14 protein-coding genes are annotated in these 21562 nt (G+C 53.6%); 3 read left to right on the top strand and 11 right to left on the bottom strand.

Going from position 1 to position 21562, the window contains the following annotated elements:
• Positions 1–339 precede the first annotated feature (339 nt).
• The gene (locus M1D70_RS01245; RefSeq protein ID WP_456288900.1) at positions 340–660 is read right to left on the bottom strand and encodes a sigma factor-like helix-turn-helix DNA-binding protein; all 321 of its coding nucleotides are present in this window, start codon (positions 658–660) and stop codon (positions 340–342) included.
• 393 nt (positions 661–1053) lie between these two features.
• Between M1D70_RS01245 and M1D70_RS01240 the strand changes: the two genes are divergently transcribed.
• Positions 1054–1971, top strand: coding sequence for an ArsR/SmtB family transcription factor (locus M1D70_RS01240; RefSeq protein WP_009590156.1), 918 nt, complete (start codon positions 1054–1056; stop codon positions 1969–1971).
• 204 nt (positions 1972–2175) lie between these two features.
• Here M1D70_RS01240 and M1D70_RS01235 read toward each other — a convergent pair whose 3' ends face one another.
• The 9 genes from M1D70_RS01235 to M1D70_RS01195 form a co-directional block, all read right to left on the bottom strand.
• A complete protein-coding gene (locus M1D70_RS01235) occupies positions 2176–3522 on the bottom strand; it encodes a glycoside hydrolase family 30 protein (protein ID WP_009590147.1) in 1347 nt (448 codons plus the stop codon).
• A 111-nt stretch (positions 3523–3633) separates the two neighbouring features.
• On the bottom strand, positions 3634–5277 hold the full coding sequence (locus M1D70_RS01230) for a sugar ABC transporter substrate-binding protein (RefSeq protein ID WP_456288899.1): 1644 nt from the start codon (positions 5275–5277) through the stop codon (positions 3634–3636).
• 95 nt (positions 5278–5372) lie between these two features.
• Positions 5373–6257, bottom strand: a complete 885-nt coding sequence (locus M1D70_RS01225; RefSeq protein WP_456288898.1) for a carbohydrate ABC transporter permease — start codon at positions 6255–6257, stop codon at positions 5373–5375.
• A 23-nt stretch (positions 6258–6280) separates the two neighbouring features.
• Positions 6281–7273 carry an ABC transporter permease gene (locus M1D70_RS01220; protein WP_009590171.1) on the bottom strand — a complete coding sequence of 331 codons (993 nt, stop codon included), beginning with the start codon at positions 7271–7273 and terminating at the stop codon, positions 6281–6283.
• A gap of 122 nt (positions 7274–7395) precedes the next feature.
• Positions 7396–8415, bottom strand: a complete 1020-nt coding sequence (locus M1D70_RS01215; RefSeq protein ID WP_036671292.1) for a LacI family DNA-binding transcriptional regulator — start codon at positions 8413–8415, stop codon at positions 7396–7398.
• Positions 8416–8591: 176 nt separating this feature from the next.
• The gene (locus M1D70_RS01210) at positions 8592–9404 is read right to left on the bottom strand and encodes a phosphotransferase (RefSeq protein ID WP_456288897.1); all 813 of its coding nucleotides are present in this window, start codon (positions 9402–9404) and stop codon (positions 8592–8594) included.
• The gene (locus tag M1D70_RS01205; RefSeq protein ID WP_456288896.1) at positions 9397–11616 is read right to left on the bottom strand and encodes a DEAD/DEAH box helicase; all 2220 of its coding nucleotides are present in this window, start codon (positions 11614–11616) and stop codon (positions 9397–9399) included. The genes M1D70_RS01210 and M1D70_RS01205 overlap by 8 nt, the downstream gene beginning before the upstream one ends.
• Positions 11613–12950 carry an ATP-binding protein gene (locus M1D70_RS01200; RefSeq protein ID WP_456288895.1) on the bottom strand — a complete coding sequence of 446 codons (1338 nt, stop codon included), beginning with the start codon at positions 12948–12950 and terminating at the stop codon, positions 11613–11615. Before M1D70_RS01200 ends, M1D70_RS01205 begins: the two co-directional genes overlap by 4 nt.
• A 62-nt stretch (positions 12951–13012) precedes the next feature.
• On the bottom strand, positions 13013–14908 hold the full coding sequence (locus M1D70_RS01195; protein WP_456288894.1) for a TerB N-terminal domain-containing protein: 1896 nt from the start codon (positions 14906–14908) through the stop codon (positions 13013–13015).
• A 139-nt stretch (positions 14909–15047) separates the two neighbouring features.
• Between M1D70_RS01195 and M1D70_RS01190 the strand changes: the two genes are divergently transcribed.
• Together M1D70_RS01190 and M1D70_RS01185 are read left to right on the top strand one after the other, a co-directional pair.
• Positions 15048–15710 carry a M50 family metallopeptidase gene (locus tag M1D70_RS01190; RefSeq protein WP_009590185.1) on the top strand — a complete coding sequence of 221 codons (663 nt, stop codon included), beginning with the start codon at positions 15048–15050 and terminating at the stop codon, positions 15708–15710.
• 209 nt (positions 15711–15919) lie between these two features.
• Positions 15920–18610: an S-layer homology domain-containing protein gene (locus M1D70_RS01185; protein WP_456288893.1), complete on the top strand. Its 2691-nt coding sequence runs from the start codon at positions 15920–15922 to the stop codon at positions 18608–18610.
• 157 nt (positions 18611–18767) lie between these two features.
• Here M1D70_RS01185 and M1D70_RS01180 read toward each other — a convergent pair whose 3' ends face one another.
• Entirely contained in the window at positions 18768–21536 is a 2769-nt protein-coding gene (locus tag M1D70_RS01180) for a glycoside hydrolase family 2 protein (RefSeq protein WP_456288892.1), read from the bottom strand.
• Positions 21537–21562: the final 26 nt, after the last annotated feature.

Genomic DNA, 21562 nt, shown 5'->3' with positions numbered 1-21562 from the left:
CAAAAAAAGCCCTCATCCCAAAGGGACGAGAGCTTATGGCTCACGTGGTACCACCCAATTTCATTCATGCCTTGCGGCATTCACCTCTTCGGGTACGACGCCCATATATCGCGTGTATACCCTAGCACGGTAACGGGTGCGGGTTCCGGCACAGCCTACAACCCATGCAGGGTTTCGGTGCACAGCTCAGAGACCATATTCCCGAGGCTCCTTCTTTACCCCTTTTCACCTGCCGGGGCTCTCTGTTCAAAGACGCTGCCAAGGTACTCTTTCTCTTCATTGCTTTTGTCTCACGTTATTCAAGTTACTGGAAATCATACTCGATCTTCACGGAAGAAGTCAAGAGGACGAATAAGCAGCTTTTCTTGCCCTTTCCCGGCCGTCCCGTATCACGCCCAGCTTCTTGCCCAGCATCATTTTAAGCTTCTTGCGGGCTCTGCTCATGCGGTTCCGGACATTTTCGGGCTCAATCTGCAGCACTTCGGCAATTTCCAAGGTGTTGAAATCCTCGTAATAGTACAAATACATCGGTTGTCTTAAGGTTTCGGGCAGCATGAGCACGGCAGACAACAGCTCGTCATGGCTTCCCTCGTTATTCATTATCGATTCAGGCACCTGTACGGCGCACTCGCTTAAACGATTCTCAGCCAAAAGGTCCATTCATTTTCAGCTCCTTTTTTCCACGTGTATGGATATGGGTCGGTTCTTCCTCGTTCCCGTTAGTTCAAATTTTGAGCCCTTTTCTTGACCGGCTGAAATGGACGACTCTTCGCTGGTAAGAAGCGTGCCAACAAACTCACTCGATCATGCGCATATTTCCAGGACTCTCCAGCCTCTCGATCGTAACTCCACCTGCTGCTGCTTGATGAGAGATTCCACAATGAACCAATTGGTCATATCCAGTCACTCCTTTTCCTCCGTACATTAGTTCATATTTTTTTGAACTAATAATTTAAGTTCAATTATATATGAACTTTATTAAAGTTCAATATTTATTTTCCCTAAGATGTGGTAACATGAGACTGGAATGATAAGTACCGGAGGAGAATGCTCATGACCTTTATCAGAGTTGACTATTCGCCTGTTCACGAGCTGATCACCAGCTTGTTCGCATATACGGATAATAAAAATCAAATGCATGATCTGGGGAGTAAATGGAGGAAAGAGATTCAGAAGAATCTGCCCGTTTGGTTTACGGATAAGCTGGAAGGACTGGACCTGTGCGAAACCATTGCTTATCTGCACCTGGTCATCGCAGACAGCCCGGAGAAAGACAATGTGGAGCGCTTTCTTGCCTGGTTCGCCGATTTAGGAGAAGGCCATTTGTACGAACTCCTGGCGCCTTATCTGGAAGATGGATTTCCGATGGGACTAAAAACCTTTCGGGAGCTGAGCCATGAAATCATGTCGGAGTGGCATCGAGCCTATCCCATCACGCCGGAAATTCACGAGCTGTTAGGGCGTTCCGCCGCCCGCATGGAGCTGCTGAGCCGGGAGCTTCCCTACATTGATTTGATCGATGAGGCAACAAGCGGGATCGTGCTCGATCCCGAAGACGAATATAACGCCATTCTGCTCATTCCCACCTATCACATCAAGCCGTTAAACCGGATGGATTACGTGAGCAACCGACAGCTCATCATCAGTTATGCCGTAGACGATGAGCAGCTGGACGAAGATACGCCGACCCATCAGCTGCTGCGCATGACCAAGGGATTAGCAGACGAGAAGAGGCTCGTGCTGCTGCACATTCTCGCTGACGGTCCTGTCACGTTTACGGAATTACAGCAGAAGACCGGTCTTTCCAAGAGCAACCTGCACTATCATTTGTCCCTGCTTAAAACCGCGGGCCTTCTGCGCATGCACTTCAAAATGCCGAATGAACGATATAAATACAGCGCGAGGCCCGAATCTTTCACTCAGCTGAAGGCTTTCCTGGAGTCTTACGTGTTCGGTCTGACAAAAGAATAAGCGCTGCGTAGTCCCCCACCGAATTCGGGAGCACAGCGATAGTCATGTAAGAATAGGACGCAATTGTCTTGCGAGATCAGGGCCACAAGCTGATCTCTAACGAAAACAGAAAAAAGCCTGGAACCATCGTTCCAGGCTTTTTATCATCCAGTTATAAAGGTCGCAACTTTCAAGCAGTTGCTGTTATGACGCTGCAGCCTCCAATCAGTTGCTCTCCATCTTGACTGTCAGCGCACTCTTCGCCGGCATTTCCAGCTGCAACGCCTCTTCCCCGCGCAGCTGGATCGCCACGCTCTCCGAAGCCTCGCTGTCGTTGAACAACACGACGGCAATCGAGCCGTCCGTGTTCTTGAAGGCTACCGAACGGATGGACTCATGGCTGGTAGATGCCACGCGCCGTGCTTTGGGACGGATCACCTTGCTAAAGTGTGCCAGCGCGTAGTAATCCAGCGTATAGGTAAGCTCCTTCGTCTGCTGATTCACCGTCACGATGCCGCGGCAGGTGCTTTTGCCAAAGCCCGGCACGGTAGGTCCGTTCTTCTCGTCCAGCGCCATATTCCATAGCACATAAGACTTGCTGTGATTGCGAAGAATCTCGATTCCGGTTCGCATCACATTGGAGAAGGCTTGCTCAAACGGCGGAATCCACTCCCCGCCCGATCCTTCCGTAAAATGAACCTCTTTCCCCGGGAATGCCTCGAAGACTTCGGATTGGGCCGACGGTTTACCGCCGTACCAGTGCCAGGCAACCCCATCCACAGCGTCGGCCGCTTGCTCAAAGACGGTCAACGGATAGTCGGGCTTGTCCCAGTTATGGTCATAACAGAGTATTTTCGTACCGATGCCGTTCTTTACGAATTGCGGCTTCAGATGGTTCTTGATAAAATCGCTCTGCGCTTCGGGCAGCATGATCATGCCAGGATAATGACCAGGCGAGTATAATGCCTCATTTTGCGGTGTAATTGCATAGATTGGCAGCCCGTTGGCTTCATACCCCTGGATATAACGCACAAAATAATCAGCATACACCGAATAGTATTCCGGCTTCAGCTCTCCGCCGATCATCGACCCGCTCGTCTTCATCCAGCCGGGCGGACTCCACGGGGAACCCATCAGCTTCACGTCCGGATTCAATCTCGCCGCTTCCTGCAGAAGAGGAATGATATCTTCCTCGTCATGCGCAATGGAGAACTGCTCCAGCTCTACATCCGTCTGGCCCTCAGGCATATCATTGTAGCTGTAGAAGTCACGCGCGTAATCCGATGCCCCCATCGGCTGGCGGAGTACGGATAACCCGATCCCTTCGTTTGGATCGAACAGCTGGGTCATGAGCTCGGAACGCTGCTTCGTCTCCAGCACCTGATGGATCAGATAAGCAGCGGAGTCCGTGAAGGACGCGCCGAAGCCGTCCATCTCCTGAAACGTCTGCTCCTCATCGATGACAACCGAATGCTTCGCTGCACCCGTAGTTACGGGCGTCAGCTGCGCCTTGTCTTTCTTCACGAATAATTCTTCTTCACCGTTTGACTGGTAGATGGTGATGTTCAGCATGTTGTTTCCCTCCAGGTTTCTTGTGTCTTCCTACCCATGGCTTACCGAAGATAACTTGGAAAGAGCCCCTCTCCTGTCAAGCAAGGGGCCCTTCCATCCATTAACGCAAACTTATTTCAGCCCCAGCTTCTCTTTGTTCGCTTTCATCTTCTCGTTGCGGACTTCGACGATTTTATCCCAGTTGTTATCGTCCAGGAACTTTTTATATTCGTTCAAGAGGCTATCGAAGGCTGCGTCGTCCTTCGAGCGAATCATGCTGACGAGCGTGGAGTTCCATTTCGTATTGATGGCCGTCAGGGAGCGCGCTTCCGGCGTGCCCTGATCCGGGTTGATATTCTCCAAAATAAAGTGCGGCGTCAGCTTGCCTTTGCCCCATTCCTGCATTTGCTTGATCGCATCCGGGAACGCATCCCCGCTCAGGGCCTTGTGGCGGTCATGTCCGAAGAACATGAATTCGCCCATGCGGTAGTCCTTCTTGAACGTATCCGGATTGTTCAGCTGAAGCTCCTTCACGTCCGGCAGGAATTCCACCGTGCCGTCTGCGTTCACTTGGTAAGTCTCGCCTTCGATGCCATAGTTCATCAGCATTTGTCCTTCTTCGCTTAACAGGTACGTGAAGAGCTGAATGGATTTGGCAGGGTCTGCATTCTCTTTCGTGATAAAGCTGATCATCCAGCCCGTAATACCGGATTGGTTCAGGGTCGGCGCATGTCCGACCGTGCTTTGCGGTCCGTCAATTGCGATGTACTCTTTGCCTTTGTTGTTGCTGTAGAAGCTCTGCAGGTTTCCGCCCTGCTGCGGCGTGCCGTCCAGCATGATCGTTGCGTATTTGCCCGCCTTCACCTTCTCTTCAAAAGCCGTTCCGTCATCGGCAAAGCTGTCATCGCTGATCGCGCCGTCACGGTATACGGTATTGAACGCCTTCACCCAAGTCAGATAGTCTTCATCCAGGTTCCGGTTATAGAAGCCGCCGTTCTCGTCTTCCAGCGGCACGCCGATGAAATCCTGCAGCACGTCGCCGAGCGAGCCCGTACCTTCGCCGATGGAATTGAAGCCCAGTGGAATCAGGGCAGGGAACTGCTTCTTGATATCCGCGAGAGCAGCCCGGAACTCCTCAGGCGTTCCCATCGCAGGCTTGCCGATAGCCTCGTACACGTCCTTGCGGATGATAAATGCCGTTTTGGCAGGAATGTTGCCGCTGTCATAGTCTTCCTGCGTATTGGAATAATTCGGGTATCCGTACGTTTTGCCGTCCTTCAATTGGAACCAGTTGAGGGTATCCTGCGCCGCTACCTTATTGAAGTAAGGGTCATATTTCTCGGCCAGATCGTTCAGCGGCAGCGCCCATGTCGCCGCTTTCTGCACGACCGGGGAGTTCGAGTCAAACGTCGTGATCAAATCCGGCATCTCCCCGCCGGCAAAAAACGTATTCAATTTGGTATCGTCGCCCGTAATGAATTTGATATTGATATTCAGGTCTTCCTTAATTTTCTTGGTGACAACGTCCTTGCCGAAATCCGTGTTCCACCAGTCTGCATTCACGTACCAAGTCAGCTCGGTGGTCTCTTCTTTTTTGTCCAGCTGCCAAGCCGGCTTTTCCGGATCCGGTGTATACCGGTCCTCGATCGAAATCCAATTCTCCTTCTTGGAGCCGGACCCCCCCGATCCGCCGCAGCCGCTCACAACCAGCACAACGGCCATCAATGCCGTAAGCAGCGTAAGTCCTCTCTTACCCATAGCTTTGTTCATTAACATCCTGTAACCCTCCCTTTTAATAAAAGCGCTTTCTCAATAACCCCTGTCTTTACAGGCTTGCTTCTGTTCCACTCCCTTAAAGAGCTGCAGCTTCGCTACTCTTTAACAGCTCCGAGCATCATGCCGGAGATAAAATATCTCTGTAATATTGGATACATCACAACAATCGGCAGCGTCGTCACGACAATTGTTGCTAGTTGGACCCCTTTGGTCGTCGTCTGAATCGCGACCGAACCGATATTTTGCATCGATTGGGTCTGGGACTGCACAATAATCTCATACAGCATCATCTGTAACGGATACAGCGACTGATCCGTGATATACAATTTGGTGGTCATAAAATCGTTCCATTGCCCGACTCCGTTAAACAGGGCAATCGTCGCCATAGCCGGCATGGAAAGAGGAATGAAGATGCTGAGGAATATTCTCCAGTCGCCCCCGCCGTCGATCTTCGCCGACTCTTCCAGCGAATCCGGCACGTTGCGGAAGAAGTTCATCAGAATGATAACGTCGTAAAAACTTAACAGAGCCGGGATGATATAAACCCAGAAGCTGTTTAGCAGCCCCAAGTCTTTGATCAACAAGTACGTCGGAATCATGCCGCCCGAGAAAAACATGGTAACGACACCCATCGCCACGTAGAACTTGCGGCCGCGGACGTATTTTTTACTTAAGCCGTATCCCACCATCGCACAGAAGAACACGTGCGTGATGACCCCGATCACGGTTTTGGCCACCGAGATGAAGAAGGCATTCCATATGCCGGCATCCCTGAACACGGCCTGATAATTCTCAAGCGAGAACTCGGTAGGCCAGAAGATGAACCCACCCTCGGCAAGGGACCTGCCCGAGCTGAAGGATGAGACGACGACGTTCCATAACGGAACGACGATGATGATCGTAAACGTAACCAGTAAAATGATGTTGATCGTATCAAAGATCCGGCTGTCGAGATCTCCTTTTGCTGCTTTGAAATTCACCGTTATACCCCCTTCTGCATGACCTATAGAACGGATTGATTATCGTTTAATTTACTGGTCACCTTATTCGCCGTAACGAGCAGAATGACGGAGATGATGGATACGCCCAAACCAACGGCTGTGGCGTAAGAGAAATCTCCCTGCGTCATACCCATCCGGTACACGTACGAGTTAATGACTTCGGCCTTTTCCCGGTTCTGCGAATTCATGAGCACTAAGGTTTGATCCAGATTCGATCCCAATAAACCGCTTACAGTCAGGATCAAATTCAAGCTGATAATCATCTTCATGTTCGGCAGGGTGATGTTCCAGATTTGTCTCAAGCGGCTGGCCCCGTCGATTCTTGCGGCCTCGTAGTAGGTAGGATCGATCTTGGCCATGATCGCCAGGTACAGAATCGTTCCCCAGCCGGCCTCTTTCCAAATATCCGACAGCGTTGCAATCCACCAATACTTGCTTGGATCAAGCAAAATGTTTTGCGGCTGCGAGATCAGCCCCAGAGCAAGCAAGATTTCGTTGAACAGGCCGGATGTCGAGAACCAAGTAATGAGCATGCCGCCCAATACGATCCAGGACAAGAAGTGGGGCAGGTACGAGACGGTTTGGACGAATTTTTTGAAGCGCCCCATGCCAACCTCGTAAATCATAATGGCCAGAATAATCGGAATGACAAAGCCGATCGCCAGTTTCAAGAAGCTGATGCCCAGCGTGTTGACGACGGAGTCCCAGAAATACTTGTCCGACATAATGATCTTGAAATTGTCCAGGCCAACCCACGGCGCGGAATCCAGCGTATCGATAACGGTGTAATTTTTAAACGCAATCGTCAAACCGTAAATCGGTATGTAGCAGAAGATGAACATGAAGATGACGCCGGGAATGATCATCGATTGAAGCTCCCATTGCCGCTTGTAATCAATAAAGAATTCCTTGATCCTCTGCCCCATCGGCTTCTTCCCGGTGGGTTGAACCGCTCCCTTTCCGGTTGACTGAACTGCTGCAGCTGTTTTGCTCACCTGCTTAACCCCCTTTGATCAAAAACGTTTCATATAATAAAAACGTTTTTATTTTCCGCCAAAAAACCCCGAATTTATAAAACCATTTTTAAAAAACCGTTTGATTCGATCCTTCCCCACGGTTAAACCGGTTCATTCCGATTCATCTTCACGTGACTGGAGCCGCGAACGACCAGTTCTCCCGGCAGCTTCTGAATCTTGCCCTTCTCTTTCTTCTGAATCATGCGCACCAGATGATCCACGACCAAAATCCCCTGTCTGGCAATCTGGTTGCGAACGGTCGATAGAGGCGGCGTAAAATACTGCGCGATATCGATATCATCGAAGCCCACGACGCTGACGTCTTGCGGAACCTCGTATCCGTGGGACTTCAGGGCCCGGATGCAGCCGATGGCGCTCACGTCGTTACCGGCGAGAAAAGCATCGGGCACTTTGCCTGGGTGTAAGTGAAGAAACGATTTGACGGCGTTATAAGAACCCTCTTCCTCGAAATAGCCTTGCAGTATGTAGTCTCCGTCGACCGGGAACCCGCACTCCCGGAGCGCAGCCAGATACCCTTCCTTCCGCTGCACGCTGTCAAACATCGTATCCACGCCGGAGATGTAGGCAATCTTCTTATGCCCCAGGCTGATCAGGTACTTGGTTGCTTCATAACCGGCTACGTAAGAGTCGAATATGATGCTGCCCATCGTTTCGTTCTGAACCTCGCGATCCAGGAATACGGCCTTAATCTTATCCTTCTCCATGGCAGCGATGTCTTTGTCGTCGATCTTCAGCTCTTCGAAGATAATGACGCCGTCCACACGGCCGCCCATAATATTGCTCATGATCACCTGCTTATCCTTCGTCACAAACACGTTCAAACCATAACCCAGACGGTCACATTCCCGTGACATCGACTCCACCAACGTGTAGAAGTAAGGCCCTGACACGCTTGTTGTAAAAAAGCCCAGCATCTTGGTCTTGCCCGACTTCAACAGCTTTCCGTTCAGGTTAGGTACGTAATTGAGCCGCTCCGCCACCTTCAGCACATGGGATTTGGTCTCCGGGTTCAATACATCTACGTCGTTCAATGCATTCGAAACCGTAGAAATGGAGACTCCGGCTTCTCTTGCCACATCCTTGATCGTTACTTTACCCATATAACCATTCCATTTCCTTTGCGATAAAAACGTTTTTATGTTCATAAGTTACCACATATGTGAGGTGAACACAATGCTTTTTTGGAAGGGGTTACAAATATTTTTTTCAGTTATGCTCAACGACTATTGGGGGATAGATATGAAAAAAAAGCAGACACTCTTCAAATCGGTACCCTTCACCGGTACCACTCTTCGAAGTGTGCCTGCAGAAATTGAATCTCTCGTTCGTAATGGGCCACATGCCCCTCATCGATCATGTTCTGGTAAGCCTTGTTTCCTTGTGCCGCACCGGTTGTAAGTGTATCGCATAATGCCTTCAGGCGTCTTATAGTCCATTCTTTCAAGTTGGGAGGCGGTGATATGCCATAGGACTTAAGGAACAGCGATATTCTATGCGTGCGATCCGCAGCATGTAATTCCGATTGATAAGGTATCGATGTCCCTGTAGTGTAATCTATTGCAAAGCTTGCCAGCGGGACTGAGGTATACAGCATATAAACCATGTCCCAGATTCTTGGACCTGGCGCAGCCAAATCAAAATCGATCAGTGCAACCGGCACTTCATCTTGAAAAACGATATTGTATGGCGCGGCATCATTGTGACAGATCACTTCATCGACCCACTCCCCCGAAGCCTGAGAGGTATGTGCAACCTCGGGTTGGATTGAAGTTGCAGCAAAACCCTGTACGGCGTCATGATAACGCCGTAACAACGCTGCACTCTGGATAAGGGCATGGTCCGACCATATATAGGGTTTAAAATCAGGATATTGGTTTCCCGGCACTTCGCCAGGAATGTAAGACAAAATCTCCCGACCGCTATGATCAATGCCTATGAACTTGGGGGCACCTTCGAACCCCTGCTTATCCAAGTGTCGAAGCAAGTCATGCACGAAAGAACTCCATTTCGTAGTACGATGAACGTTATTACCGATACGTACGACTTCGTTCACATTGCCACCAGGAAGTATTTCTTCCTTGTCATTCATTCGTAGCTCCCCTTCCCGCTGCACCATGTGCCATCCCCAGCGCCTCAGCCAGTCCCTCCAGATCCAGTCCGTCGGCGGCAAAAGCGGTGCGAACGAGCTTCGGCGGGACGAACTCGTCATATTTGCCGAGATACGGCGCTTCGTCGGGATCGAGAAGCGCGCCGGCGTCCTCGCAGTTCGCCAATTCCTGCTTGATTTCTTCCATCAGCGTTTCGTTATCGACCTTGCCCGCGACCACCATGTAATACGGCTCCATCGGCACGATAGAGCGGAGAGCCAGCCTCTCCGACAGATTATGCTTAAGCAATCGCTCCAGCGTGCGAAACTGCTTGCTGCCCGCCCAAGGCAGAATGAACAGGGAGTCGCCGCCCGCCGGTATGACCACCTGTTTCAGCAGTCCGCTCTCCCGAGCAAGTCGGCGGGCCCGCTCCAGGCGATTCACCGCACCCGGCGCCAGGTACGGATAGATGGCGCTGTCAGCGAGCACCTCCCGCATCTTCTGCACCACGCGGGTATGCACATCGCCGCCTGCGCCAAGCCACAACGTATCGACCTTGCCCTTGGCCGACTTCACGTACAGGGCCTTATGCTTCGTGTCGACTTCCTCTACCTTCCACAGCTTGCCTGCCAGCGAGAAGCAGTAGCCTGGCGGCGGCACGGTCGTAATCGATCCGATTTCTTCCGACCCGTTATAGACGACATGCTCTTCATCGTCCTTAAACACCGCATAGAAGCGGTAATTGTTCACGATTCTCTCCCCGCCAAGGCCGATGATCAGGCTGCCTTCCTCCGTACGCTGGATGTGGTCCGTCTGGAGCAAATACTGCAGGAACTCCTTGTATTCCTCCGGCTCGATGCCGCGGAAGGCCGGGAGCGTGAGCACCGCTCGAGCCAGATCCGGCGGCTCGGCCTCGCCCATGCTCTTGAGCGTGCTCATCGTCTGATGGTAAAGCACGCCGACCGGTTTCTTCCGCAGGGCCAGCGGTTCGACCCATTTCTCGCGAATATACAGCTCAATGACGGCAATGGCCCGGAGCAGCATCCATGGCATGCGCGCAGGCAGCATAGCCTCCTCGTCCTCGTCCTCCGGACAGAGGAACATCATCTCGGAGGCCTGATCCCCGCGCCGGCCCGAGCGGCCCAGCCGCTGAACGAAGCTGGAGCAGCTGTACGGAGCGCCCAGCTGGATCACCCGCTCCAGCTCGCCGAGATCGATGCCGAGCTCCAGCGTCAGGGTAGCCGCCGCGACCGCCGGCCCCGGACCTTCGCGGAGCGCGGCCTCGGCTTCCTCGCGCAGCATGGCGGAAATGCTTCCATGATGCACATGGAAGACATCCCGCTGCTCGCGCTTGGCCGCAATCCGCCGCAGCTCGAGCGTGGTCAGCTCGGCATCCGAGCGGCTGTTGGTGAAGACCAGCGCTTTTTTCAGGTGGGTGTTGTCGTATACGAAATCGTAGTAGGCTTTGCGCGCAAGCTCCAGCTGCTCCGCCTGCTTCTCGTCCCGCGCATCCGGGAAGGAGAAATGCTCGACCGACAGCCGCAGCTTCCGCCCCCCTTGCGGCGAGACAACCTCGACCGCGTGCTTCGTGCCTGCGCCCAGCCAACCGGCTGCGGTCTCGTAATCGCTGAGCGTCGCCGACAACCCGATGCGGCGTGGCGAACAGGAAGCCATCCGCTCGATCCGGGTCAGCTGGCTCAGCACCTGAATGCCCCGGTCGGCTCCCATGAAGGCATGAACCTCGTCAATGATGACATACCGCAAATCCTGGAACAGCGCCGGGATGGCGTTCGGCCGGTTCATGAGCAGCCCTTCAAGCGATTCCGGCGTAATCTGCAGCACGCCCGACGGCTTCTGCATCAGCTTCGTTTTCTCGGCTTGGGACACGTCGCCGTGCCAATGCCATACCGGCACCTGGCCTTCCTTCAGCAGATCGGTGATCCGTTCGAATTGGTCGTTAATCAGTGCCTTTAGCGGCCCGATATACAGGATCCCGACCGAGCTGGAAGGCATGTTGTACAGCTCCGTCAGCGCCGGGAAGAATGCGGCTTCGGTCTTGCCCGATGCCGTGCCGGAAGCGATCAGCAGATGATTGGACGTGTCGAACATGACGCGGCAGGCTTCCACCTGGGCCTCGCGAAGGGTGTCCCATCTTTTTTTATAGATAAACTCCTGAATGAACGGGGCCAACCTGGAAAAAGGATTCGCTCTCATAGCTCAAACTCCGCCAGCAGATCGTCCAGATCGTCCGAAGGAGCATCGCTTTGCCCCTTGCCCTGCGGCTGCGCTGCGGCGCGCTCGCCTAGCAGCTCTTCAAACGTCGCCTCCGGATGCTGATGCAGCGTATGCAGCAGATCCATGAAATCCCGCACCACCTCGCGGGTGGTTAGCAGCTCCTCAGCTCCCAGCCGATTCACGGCCGTCTGCATGAACGCGATCAGCTGCTCGTCCGTCAACTGCGCTTCATACTTGAAATGCAGGGCATGGATGTCGCGCAGCTTTTGCAGGAGGATGAGAATTTCCTCATACGACAGCATGTCCAGCTTCAGGATAGGCGACGTGTAGGTTCTCAGCGAACTGCTGCCGTAGCGTCCGTCGATCAGGCGGGAGCGCAGCGCGTCATAACTGAACAGTCCCCGTCGCTCATCCTCGACAAACTGCGGCGTTCCGCCCATATAGATGCCCAGATGCTCCGCTTTGCCCTGCATCGTGTCGTTGAACATGGTCAGCAGCTTCTCGTAGTTGCTCTGGCGGGACACGCTGTTGGTGATTTTGTAGAGGTTAACCCCTTCGTCAATGAACAGCAGCAATCCCTTATACCCGATGGCCGCCGTAAATTCGGACCACAGCTTCATGTAATCGTACCAATTGTCGTCATCGATAATGACTCCGACGCCAAGGTCCTTGCGGGCCTCCGTCTTCGTCGGGACTTCCCCGCGGAGCCAGCGCAGCGCCGCTCCCTTGCGGTCATCGTCGCCAATCTTATAGCCGTTCCAGTAAGCAGCGAGAACCTTTGCAAAATCAAAACCGTGCACCAGATTCTGCATGCCGTTCGTCACGGCATAAATCTGCGTTTCCACCTTATCGTTCAGCGCAGGGTCATCCGGGCGCAGGCCCGTCTCCTGCATGATGTCCTGCTGGATCGCGGCGATCCATTTTTGCAAAATAGCCTCCAGCGCGCCTCCGTCCGGACGCGTTCTCGTGGACAGATGGGTCATCAGCTCGCGGTATGTGGCAAGGCCCTGCCCTTTCGTGCCCACAAGCCGCCGCTCCGGCGACAGATCGGCATCCGCCACCACAAAATCGCGATCCATCGCGTAGTTGCGGATGATCTGCAGCAGGAAGCTTTTGCCGCTTCCGTAGCGGCCGGTAATCAGCCGGAAGGCGGCGCCGCCCTCGGCGATATTATCCATGTCGCGCAGGATCGACTCCACCTCCGGCTTGCGGCCGACGGCGATGAACTCCAGCCCCACCCGCGGCACGACCCCTGCCGTCAAGGAGTTCACGAGGGCGGTCGTGAGCCGCTTCGGTATTTTCAGTTCCGTCATGGTTTCACCTCTTTCAAGCATCTTACAGTCTTAACGATTTCAATCGATGTCAATCCGTCCAGTTATACGGACTTCAATGTTTCCAGCATATCTATATAATCATCCGCAATGGACTCCCCATCGATCAGCAGATCGCCGACGGTATCCATCGCGGCCTCGTTGATCTCATCAAGCAGCAGCGCCGGCATGGAGCCGGCCTGCTCCGCAATCCGCTGCAGCTGCGTTCGGTTCGGTCCGGACTTGAGGGCGTGCAGGACCTCCAAGTGTATAAGGTTAAGACGCTCACCTAGCTCCTGCCATTCCTCATCCAGTCCGTCCGTATTCCAAACCACCGCACCCTCAGATGATTTACCAGCCGCCGGGACGGATGGTTCCTTACTCTCGGGTGCAGCGAGCGCTGTTCCTTCATCCTCCGATGCAGCGATTGCCTTTTCTTCCCTCTCGGTCAAAACGAGCGCTGCCTTAGCTCCATTCTGGCCTGTCTCTGGAACTTTCGTCTCTTCATAAATAATCGCATCAAAATCCATCACGGCCTGGAACACTTCAGGGTTCTTCGCCGCGGATTTTGGAGAGGAATGCCCCTTTGAAGACGCATCCGTTCTCCTGTTAGTTGCTGCATGTCCCCCATAGCCCGAAGAGGCTCCCGCATCCGTTACAATTTCCGCTGCAGGTTGGCTGTTCTCCGCTTCAACCTCCTGCTGCCCGGCTTCCTCCGTAAGCAGCATGTCGCGGACCTGGTCCGATTCCCGCTGCAAGCGGCGCAGCTTCCCTGTATCGATCTGAACCTCAGGCAGGCTCTGCTTGCGCTCGGCCTCCATCTGCTCCTGAATCTCTTTTTTTAGATACCGGGTGATGATCTCTTCCACTTCGGGTTCTACCGCATCCGCCCCGCGCAGCCGTCCCTTGAAGCCCTTCAATTCCCGCAGCTTATTCTCGGTCAAGCGGACCAGCCCGGTTATATAGGAGCGCAAAGGAGCGTGCTCGCTTAAGGACACCACCGTCAGCACGACGGTCCGGCCGTATAACCCGTGATCGTACACCGCGCTGCGGAATAAATGCCGTTTCACCTGCCGGGGCCGCGGCTGAAAGCGGTCAATAAGACGCTGCCCCTTCATTTTGGCTAAGTAGCTGTCCACGAGCGCAATCACCTTCGGAGCGTACCGTTCCAGGTCCTTGCGGCCCTTCTCTTGGTAAAAACGGCTCTTCTCCACGTCATAATCCAGCAAATCGAGCAGCAGCTCCCACGTCAGCTCCACCGGCTGGAGGGAGAATCGGCGCTTCCATTCCTTCTCCTTCAGCTCAGCGGATAGGACGCGCGGAAAACGCTGGTACGTCTCCCGGATCGGCATATCCAGGGCATGGACGATCATAAAATCATATAACCACTCCCGCAGATACGTATCCAACTTGGCATAACGCTTGCGGTAGGCCGTCCACACTTGCTCCATCAATGCATAGCCCTGCAGGGGATCGCTCCAGCCCACGCCATGGATCAGCTCGTAAAAATAGACAAAAAGATAGGAAAGGTCCGTATCCGGATATCGCCCGGACCTTACTTCCTCCCGCCAGTAAAAATACCATTTGAACTGGTCGCTGGCCATCTGGTCGTAGGTCGGCCAATAGCTTTTGAAGGCTACGAAAGGGGCCTCATCCTCCACATGCCATGCGAGTTCCCTCGCCTTCTGCACGAATTGCTGTTCCTTGGTCACATAGCGGAAGTCCTCGCCCCAATTCATGTCCAGCGGCTGCTGCGGCTTCACAATCAGGGAATTCTTCGCTTGCGCGTTAGGATTAACGATCTCCTGTTCCTGATGATTCGGCCGCTTGTCCGGCAGTGGAATATCCTGCTCATCACCGGCCAGCTCGAATTCGGCAAAGCGAATCCCTTGGTCGGTCACGTGCGTAGTATGTCTTATCGAATCTATGTGATTGTCGTTGTTAGGCTTATCGTTTTTCATCGAACATGAACCTCCGTCACAACTTCAATTATACCATTTAACCTATAGGAGCCACCTGAGTTTTCACATGTTTCTCATCTGTATTATAATGGACGGAATGATAGTCTAGCGAATGACTTTATGCTGAAAGGACCTTCGAATGAATAAATGGCTGAAAGCATTGTTATTTCTGGCGGGCGCGGCTTTTCTGACGAGGCTGATCCCCTTCTCTTCCTGGTTCCGTATCCTGGATACGATGATCCATGAGCTGGGGCATGCCGCCATGACCCTTCTCATGTCGGGCCGGGTGCTCAGCATCGAGCTGAATCCCGATCACAGCGGCGTCACCTATTCCATGCTGGCTTCCGGCGGCTGGAGTCCGATCGTGGTCTCGCTTGCTGGCTATACGTCGGCCTCCCTGTTCGCCATTCTGATGTTCTACGGCTATGCCAAGAAAAAACAGGCTACCGGCCTGATCACCATTACCGTGCTTGCCCTCATCATGATCATCTTCTTCGTTCGCGCCGGTTACGGATTATGGTGGCTTATCATATTTATGATCGTGAATCTGATCTTCTATTTCCTCGGCGATAAGGTCCGCAATTTCTATTATCTGCTGCTCGCCTTTCTCGTGCTGGAAGAATCCGTGGTCGGTCCGCTGACCCTCTTGACCATGGCGCTGACCCAGCCCAAGCAAGCGGGCGACGCGTCCAACCTGGCCAACATGACCGTGCTCCCGGCGTTCGCCTGGGCGCTGCTGTTCCTGCTGTTCTCCCTATGGTGCGCGAAGGTGGCGCTCCAGCTGTTCTGGAAGAAGCGGTAACGCATCGTGATTGCTTTATATTTAATATAAAAGACCATTCCATGATGGAAATGGTCTTTTTTTGTTCCAATATTTTCTTTGACTCTATCAATATTCCAAAATATAATAACATAGTCCTAGTATTTTAATCCCATATTAGGTATTTAGAAATGATTGAAGAGGGTTTTAAGAACTATGTTCATATAAAATCTTACCAGGAGGCTACTAGAATGCACATCACGAAAGCGCTAAAGAAACCCGTCTTTGTCATGATCATGCTCATCTTCTCGCTGTCCATCATGACGACGGCATGGGCCGCACAACCGGATGCTTACGATCTTCAAGGACATTGGGCGGAGACCCGGCTGCGCAGCTGGTCCGATCAGGGCCTGCTTCAGGGCTATAACGGGAAATTCAACCCCGATCGTCCAGTAACGCGGGCCGAATTGGTAACGCTGATCAACCGTTCTTTTGAAATAACCGAACCAAGCAGCATCTCGTTTAAGGACTTGGAAGCTTCTCATTGGGCTTATGACCAAATCGCCAGAGCCGTGAAAGCAGGCTACATCGATGGATATAACGACAATACGGTACGCCCGGACCATACGGTTACTCGCGAAGAAGCCGCCGTCATGGTGGCCAAATTGACGGAGCTTGTCTCCGCCGAAACCGTGCCTGCAACCGATTTTAAGGACGACTCCTCCATTTCCAAGTGGAGTAAACCGGCGGTTTCCGCTTTGGCTGAGAAAGCCGTTATCACCGGCAGCGCCAAAGGGAACTTTAATCCGCAGGGCAAACTTACTCGCGCGGAGGCCGTTACCCTGCTCGATAAATCACTGGAGTACAAGGTTCCGACGGAAATTACATACGATAAGGCTGGGACTTACGGACCGGCTGCCGGCATCGAAACGATCAAAGGGAATGTCATCGTAGCCGCGCCGGGCGTTACCCTTCAAAATGTGGTGATCGAAGGGAATCTTACGCTGACCGAGGCCGTCGGAGAGGGTGATGCCTTCTTCAAAAAAGTAAACGTCAAAGGCACCACGACCATTCAAGGCGGCGGAGCCAACTCGGTCCACTTCGAGGACTCAGTATTGGTACGCGTATCCGTTGACAAGCAAACCGGCACCGTGCGTGTCGTTGTCGTCGGAGAATCCGCGATTCAGCATGTGGTTGTCCATTCTCCGGTCAAGCTTGAGGAATCCAGCGTGACCGACAGCGGATTCGCCAATGTGGAAATCGCGAAGAACATGCCTCAAGGCTCCGAGGTTCAGCTTGTCGGCCAATTCGAGGATGTTCGCGTGCTTTCATCGGACATCAAAGTCAGCATCCCTAGCGGGTCCGTTAAGCAGTTGAACGTGGAAGAAGGAGCAAAAAATACGGAGATCAACGTCAATGCCAATGCTTCGGTCATGGATCTCGTTCTGAACGCCGTTGCCAAACTGCTTGGTCAAGGCACCATCGCCAATGCAACGGTTAACGCGGATGCCGCCGGCTCTACATTCCAGAAGCGCCCTGGCGCGGTTGCCGGCGATGCGGCAAACACGATAACGGCACCGCCCGCAAGCGGCAGCACGACGGGCAGCGGCAATAACAGCAGCAACAATGGCGGCGGTGTGGTGGATGGCGGCTCCGGCGGAAACGGCGGCGGCAATAATGGGAGCGACCCGGGACCAGGCAACGGTGGCGGAAACGGCGGAGAACCCGTTCCTTGCACAGGAACGGCAGACCAGTGCAGAGACGCCCGTCTGGTGGATCTCACCGTATCCGGCTTCACCATGAACCAGTTGGATGCGAACGAGTACACTACGGGAGTCACCGGCTTTAGTCCGGACACGTTCGAATACAGCATCGTGACGGACCGCAGTATGACGCAACCCGTATCGGCTACGGTATCTGTCACGAAAGCGACTTACAACAAGGTAGACTATATCGTCTGGGAGGATGGAGCGAATACCTTGGCTTCCGGGACGATCACCGACGAGAATCCTGCATTCAACCTGGAGATCAAAGGCATGAAGGATGTACGGGTTCGCTTGACCGTCACGAGCGGAGACGGAATCGGCAAGAAGGTCTACGAAATTTTCATTCAATACCCAAGAACGATCCAAGAGGGTCTAAAGATTGGTTCCCACAAGGGGACGCACAGCAACAACGGAGTGCTGGTAGGGGAAAAGATGTACTACAACCTCATTAAAGGCAATGTAGGCGGAATCAAGCTGGGGGAACTGTACACGGTTCTCTTATATGAGCCGAACGCTTCCACGCCGTTCCTGACCTGCCAATATACCAGCTGTAACCTGCCGGACGGCAAATTTGCTAAGGATACCGCAGGTACCTGGAGGGTAGAGATTCTTCGCGACGGTGCGGTTGTAGACTCCGGCGATTATCAATACGATTTCATGACGGCGCCGGTGCTGAGCAACGACATCGGATTGCGGGCTTCTGCCGTTACCAAGCAGGAATTGATCGATTTCTTCTTGAGCGGAGGAAACTTCACCACGCCGTTTAAGTACGGTTATCTCGTCTACGCGGACATGTCCAAGCTTCGCGCCGAGTTTCCGACAGCCAAATTCTTCGTGGAAGGGTCGTATGAGATGTACATGCCGACATCCTCGCTCCCTTCGGGATTGAGCGTAGACGAATTGAAGGGCAATTTGCAGCCGTACGGTTACCAAGCTTACCAAATGAGCAGCTTGCGCCCGATTCCATCCGGTTCGGGAGAGGTACAGCTCACCGGGGGATACTACCACCAATCCGACTATGATAATGAAAAAATAGTCAACGATAAAGTCGTATACCTAAGTCTATACGATGAAAATCACAACATCATCGGTCAATACGTCACCATCCTGCAGTTTGACCAGGACCATGTTGCTGACGGTTTTACGCCGTCTGAAACCTGGCAGCCGACTCCGTAAGTAGGAGTTAACTAAAAGAGGAGCATCGTTGTAGCGTACGCTACAACGATGCTCCTTTGCTGTTCTCTGGGTCGGTCCATGGGGCCGGTCGCAATTGATCGCCTCCCATATTCCTCACCACGAAATTCAAGGCTGCCATGCATCAACCTTTCTTATATCACCGGCACCGCACCAGCAAATCGATCGGATAGCGGCCCGCATTCCGACCATACAAACTGATGCCGCCCTCCTCGGTGCGCAGCTCCAGACGGAAGCTCCGCTTGCGGTCCAGCTCTGCCGCGAGTCTGCCCGGCACCTGCGCCTGGCACAGATAGCCGTACGAACCGGCCTCTTCCAGAAGGTTATGAACCGGCTGATAGTGCCACGACAGCACGCCCCGGCTGTCGGCAGGGTCATCCGCGAGCACGGCCTCGCCGATTTTGACATCGTCCACCCACACCGATACACGGGATTCATGCAGCTCTTCATCCGTCATATAATAGGTGCTTGGATTATATTCCACGTCCGCCGAAGCCCCGTGCATAAAGTCGATACCGTGAGCGCGATGCCGCGCCCCCTCGATATTTCTTGCCAATAAGCGCTTCGCGCCTGCCTCGAAAACAATGTCGATATCGCGGATCAGCGGCTGTTCCTCTTGGTCCGGCAGCTGCACGTCATAGACGAACCGCCCTTCACCGCCGCCGTTTACTTTGGAGCCTAGAAGCGCCTCCCACATGTAGGCAAAGCTTTGCTCACGGAACGAGTTGACGGGAATGCTTAAGGTAGTGACATCCGCTCCATCGTTCCCTTGTTCCTCCGCACCACGCACATCAAACGTCGTAAAGTTACGCGTTACTACGCCGCCCACAGCATTTAGGAGACGAACACCGAGGATCGCGACCGCATCGGTCTCCGGCATGCGAAGCTGCAATTCGGTCAGCGGCGCCACGCCGTAGCCGTTCCATGCTACTTCCAGACTTCCTTGATCCGCCACGACCTTCGTGCCTAGCCGGTCATAGGATAACTCCCAGGCTACGGTCAGCTTCTGCCCGTGATATCGATCTGAATAACTGGAACGCAGCAGCGGTATGGTCTTCTCAGCCCCTTGGTCCAGCGTCTGGCACGGCGGCGCGTCGATCACGATAAAGTCCGGCGTATGCAGATCGGCGATCGTCATGCCCGGCACAAAATCCTCGTACCCGAATTTTTTATCCGTCCCATCCAGCCGATAATAGCCGTTGAACTCGTTCGTGACGTCGCGGAATTCCGTGAATACGAAGCCGCATAGCTTATCATGGCGGCGGAATTCGTTCAGCATGTAACGATAGTGCCACGCGAGATCGCTGTCCCCGGCTCCCCCGTCGATTCCCCACACATTTCCGCATTCGCTGTTCATGAGCGGAGCATCGCCTTGCTGGTTGCCACCGATGTAGTTATGCTCCGATCCCGGATACGTCTTCTGTACAATTTCCTCGATATGATTCCGCAGCGGTTCATAACCGTTGATATAAAAATGCCAAGTGTTGATATCTGTCTCCACATGATCATAATTGCATGGCGAATTGTCCTCCACGATTCGGGTAGGGTCAACACTCTTGGCCCAGCGGTACTTCTCCCGCACCCACTCCTGCGTCTCCTGGAGATAATAATGTTGCTGTCCTTCTCCGCCTGTCAGGCCGGCAGCCTCGCTATCCGTGCGAAGCCCCCAAGTTTCGTTGAACATAACCCAGGAAAAAATCGACGGATGATTCCGGTCCCGTTCAATCACTTCCAGCGCCTCGCGCTCATAGGCGGAACGCGCCGCCTCGTCCGGATTGCCCCAGAAGCACGGCATATCCTCCATCACCAGAATCCCGAGTTTATCCGCCCAATACAGCTTGCGGGGCTCCTCCGGCTTAATATGAATCCGCACGAAGTTCAGCCCGAGCCGTTTCATCAGGTAAATCTCGTCCCGCATCTCCGTATCCGTCGGGTAAGTGAAGAATCCCGTCTGATGGTAAGACTGGTCCAGCGTTCCGTTTAAATAAACCGGCTTCCCGTTCAACGTAATCCAGCGGTAATCCCGGCCATCGAACTTCGCCGTCCCGATCTCGCGTATCCCAAAATAAGTATGAACGACATCCTCGCCGGCGGAACCCGCCAGGCGCAGCTCCCCTTCGTATAAATGCGGGGTTTCAGGACTCCACAGCTGCGGATCGTCAACCTGGAACACCGTTGTCATTTCATTCGGGCCTTCTTGCAGCTCCCACTCCGCCTGATGGGTGATCGAGCCCCCAGCGAACGAGAGCCCGAGTGTCACGGCGCCTGCTTCCAGCGCCTGGATTTTGGACTTCAATTCGACGCGGCCGTCCATGGAAGTCGTAAAGGTTGCTTGCTCCAAGTAGGTTTTCGGCCGGGCCTCCAGCCAAACCGGCTGCCAAATCCCTCTGATCTCGCCGTACCCCTGTTTCCCGCGGGCTTGGTAGTTATGGTCGTAATCCTCTGCACGAATCACGAGAACATTGTCTTGTTCCGTATTCCAAACGGTTGTCACCTCAAACTCGAAGGTTCCGTATCCGCCTTGATGCGAGCCGACATGCTTGCCGTTGACCCATACGTCGCACAAATAATCCACGGCACCGAATCGCAGGAAGATCCGCGATTGCTTCTCGGCCGGCTCCCATTTCACGGACCGGCGATACCAGCCAACTCCCTTCTCGTCTCGTGCAATGCCGGATAAGGGACTGACCCACGAGAACGGCACCGTGATCTCCGAATCAAAAAGACCGGCCTCTCCCCCTTGCAACTGTTCCGAGCCCACGCCGCCTTGCTCCAAAGCGCCGCTGGTCTCGAGCGTGAACGACCACGGCCCGTTCAAATTCAGCCAGTCTTTTCGTTCAAAATCCGGTCTCGGATACTCGGGACGTGGAATGTCCGTACGGATGGGCGCTGCCACAGGAATCTTCATGAAGCGAACACAACCTTTCCTTGTTC

The sequence above is a fragment of the Paenibacillus sp. AK002 genome (assembly GCF_053903045.1).
The sequence above is the reverse complement of the archived record's forward strand: the minus strand, read 5'-3'. Positions and strand labels throughout refer to the sequence as shown.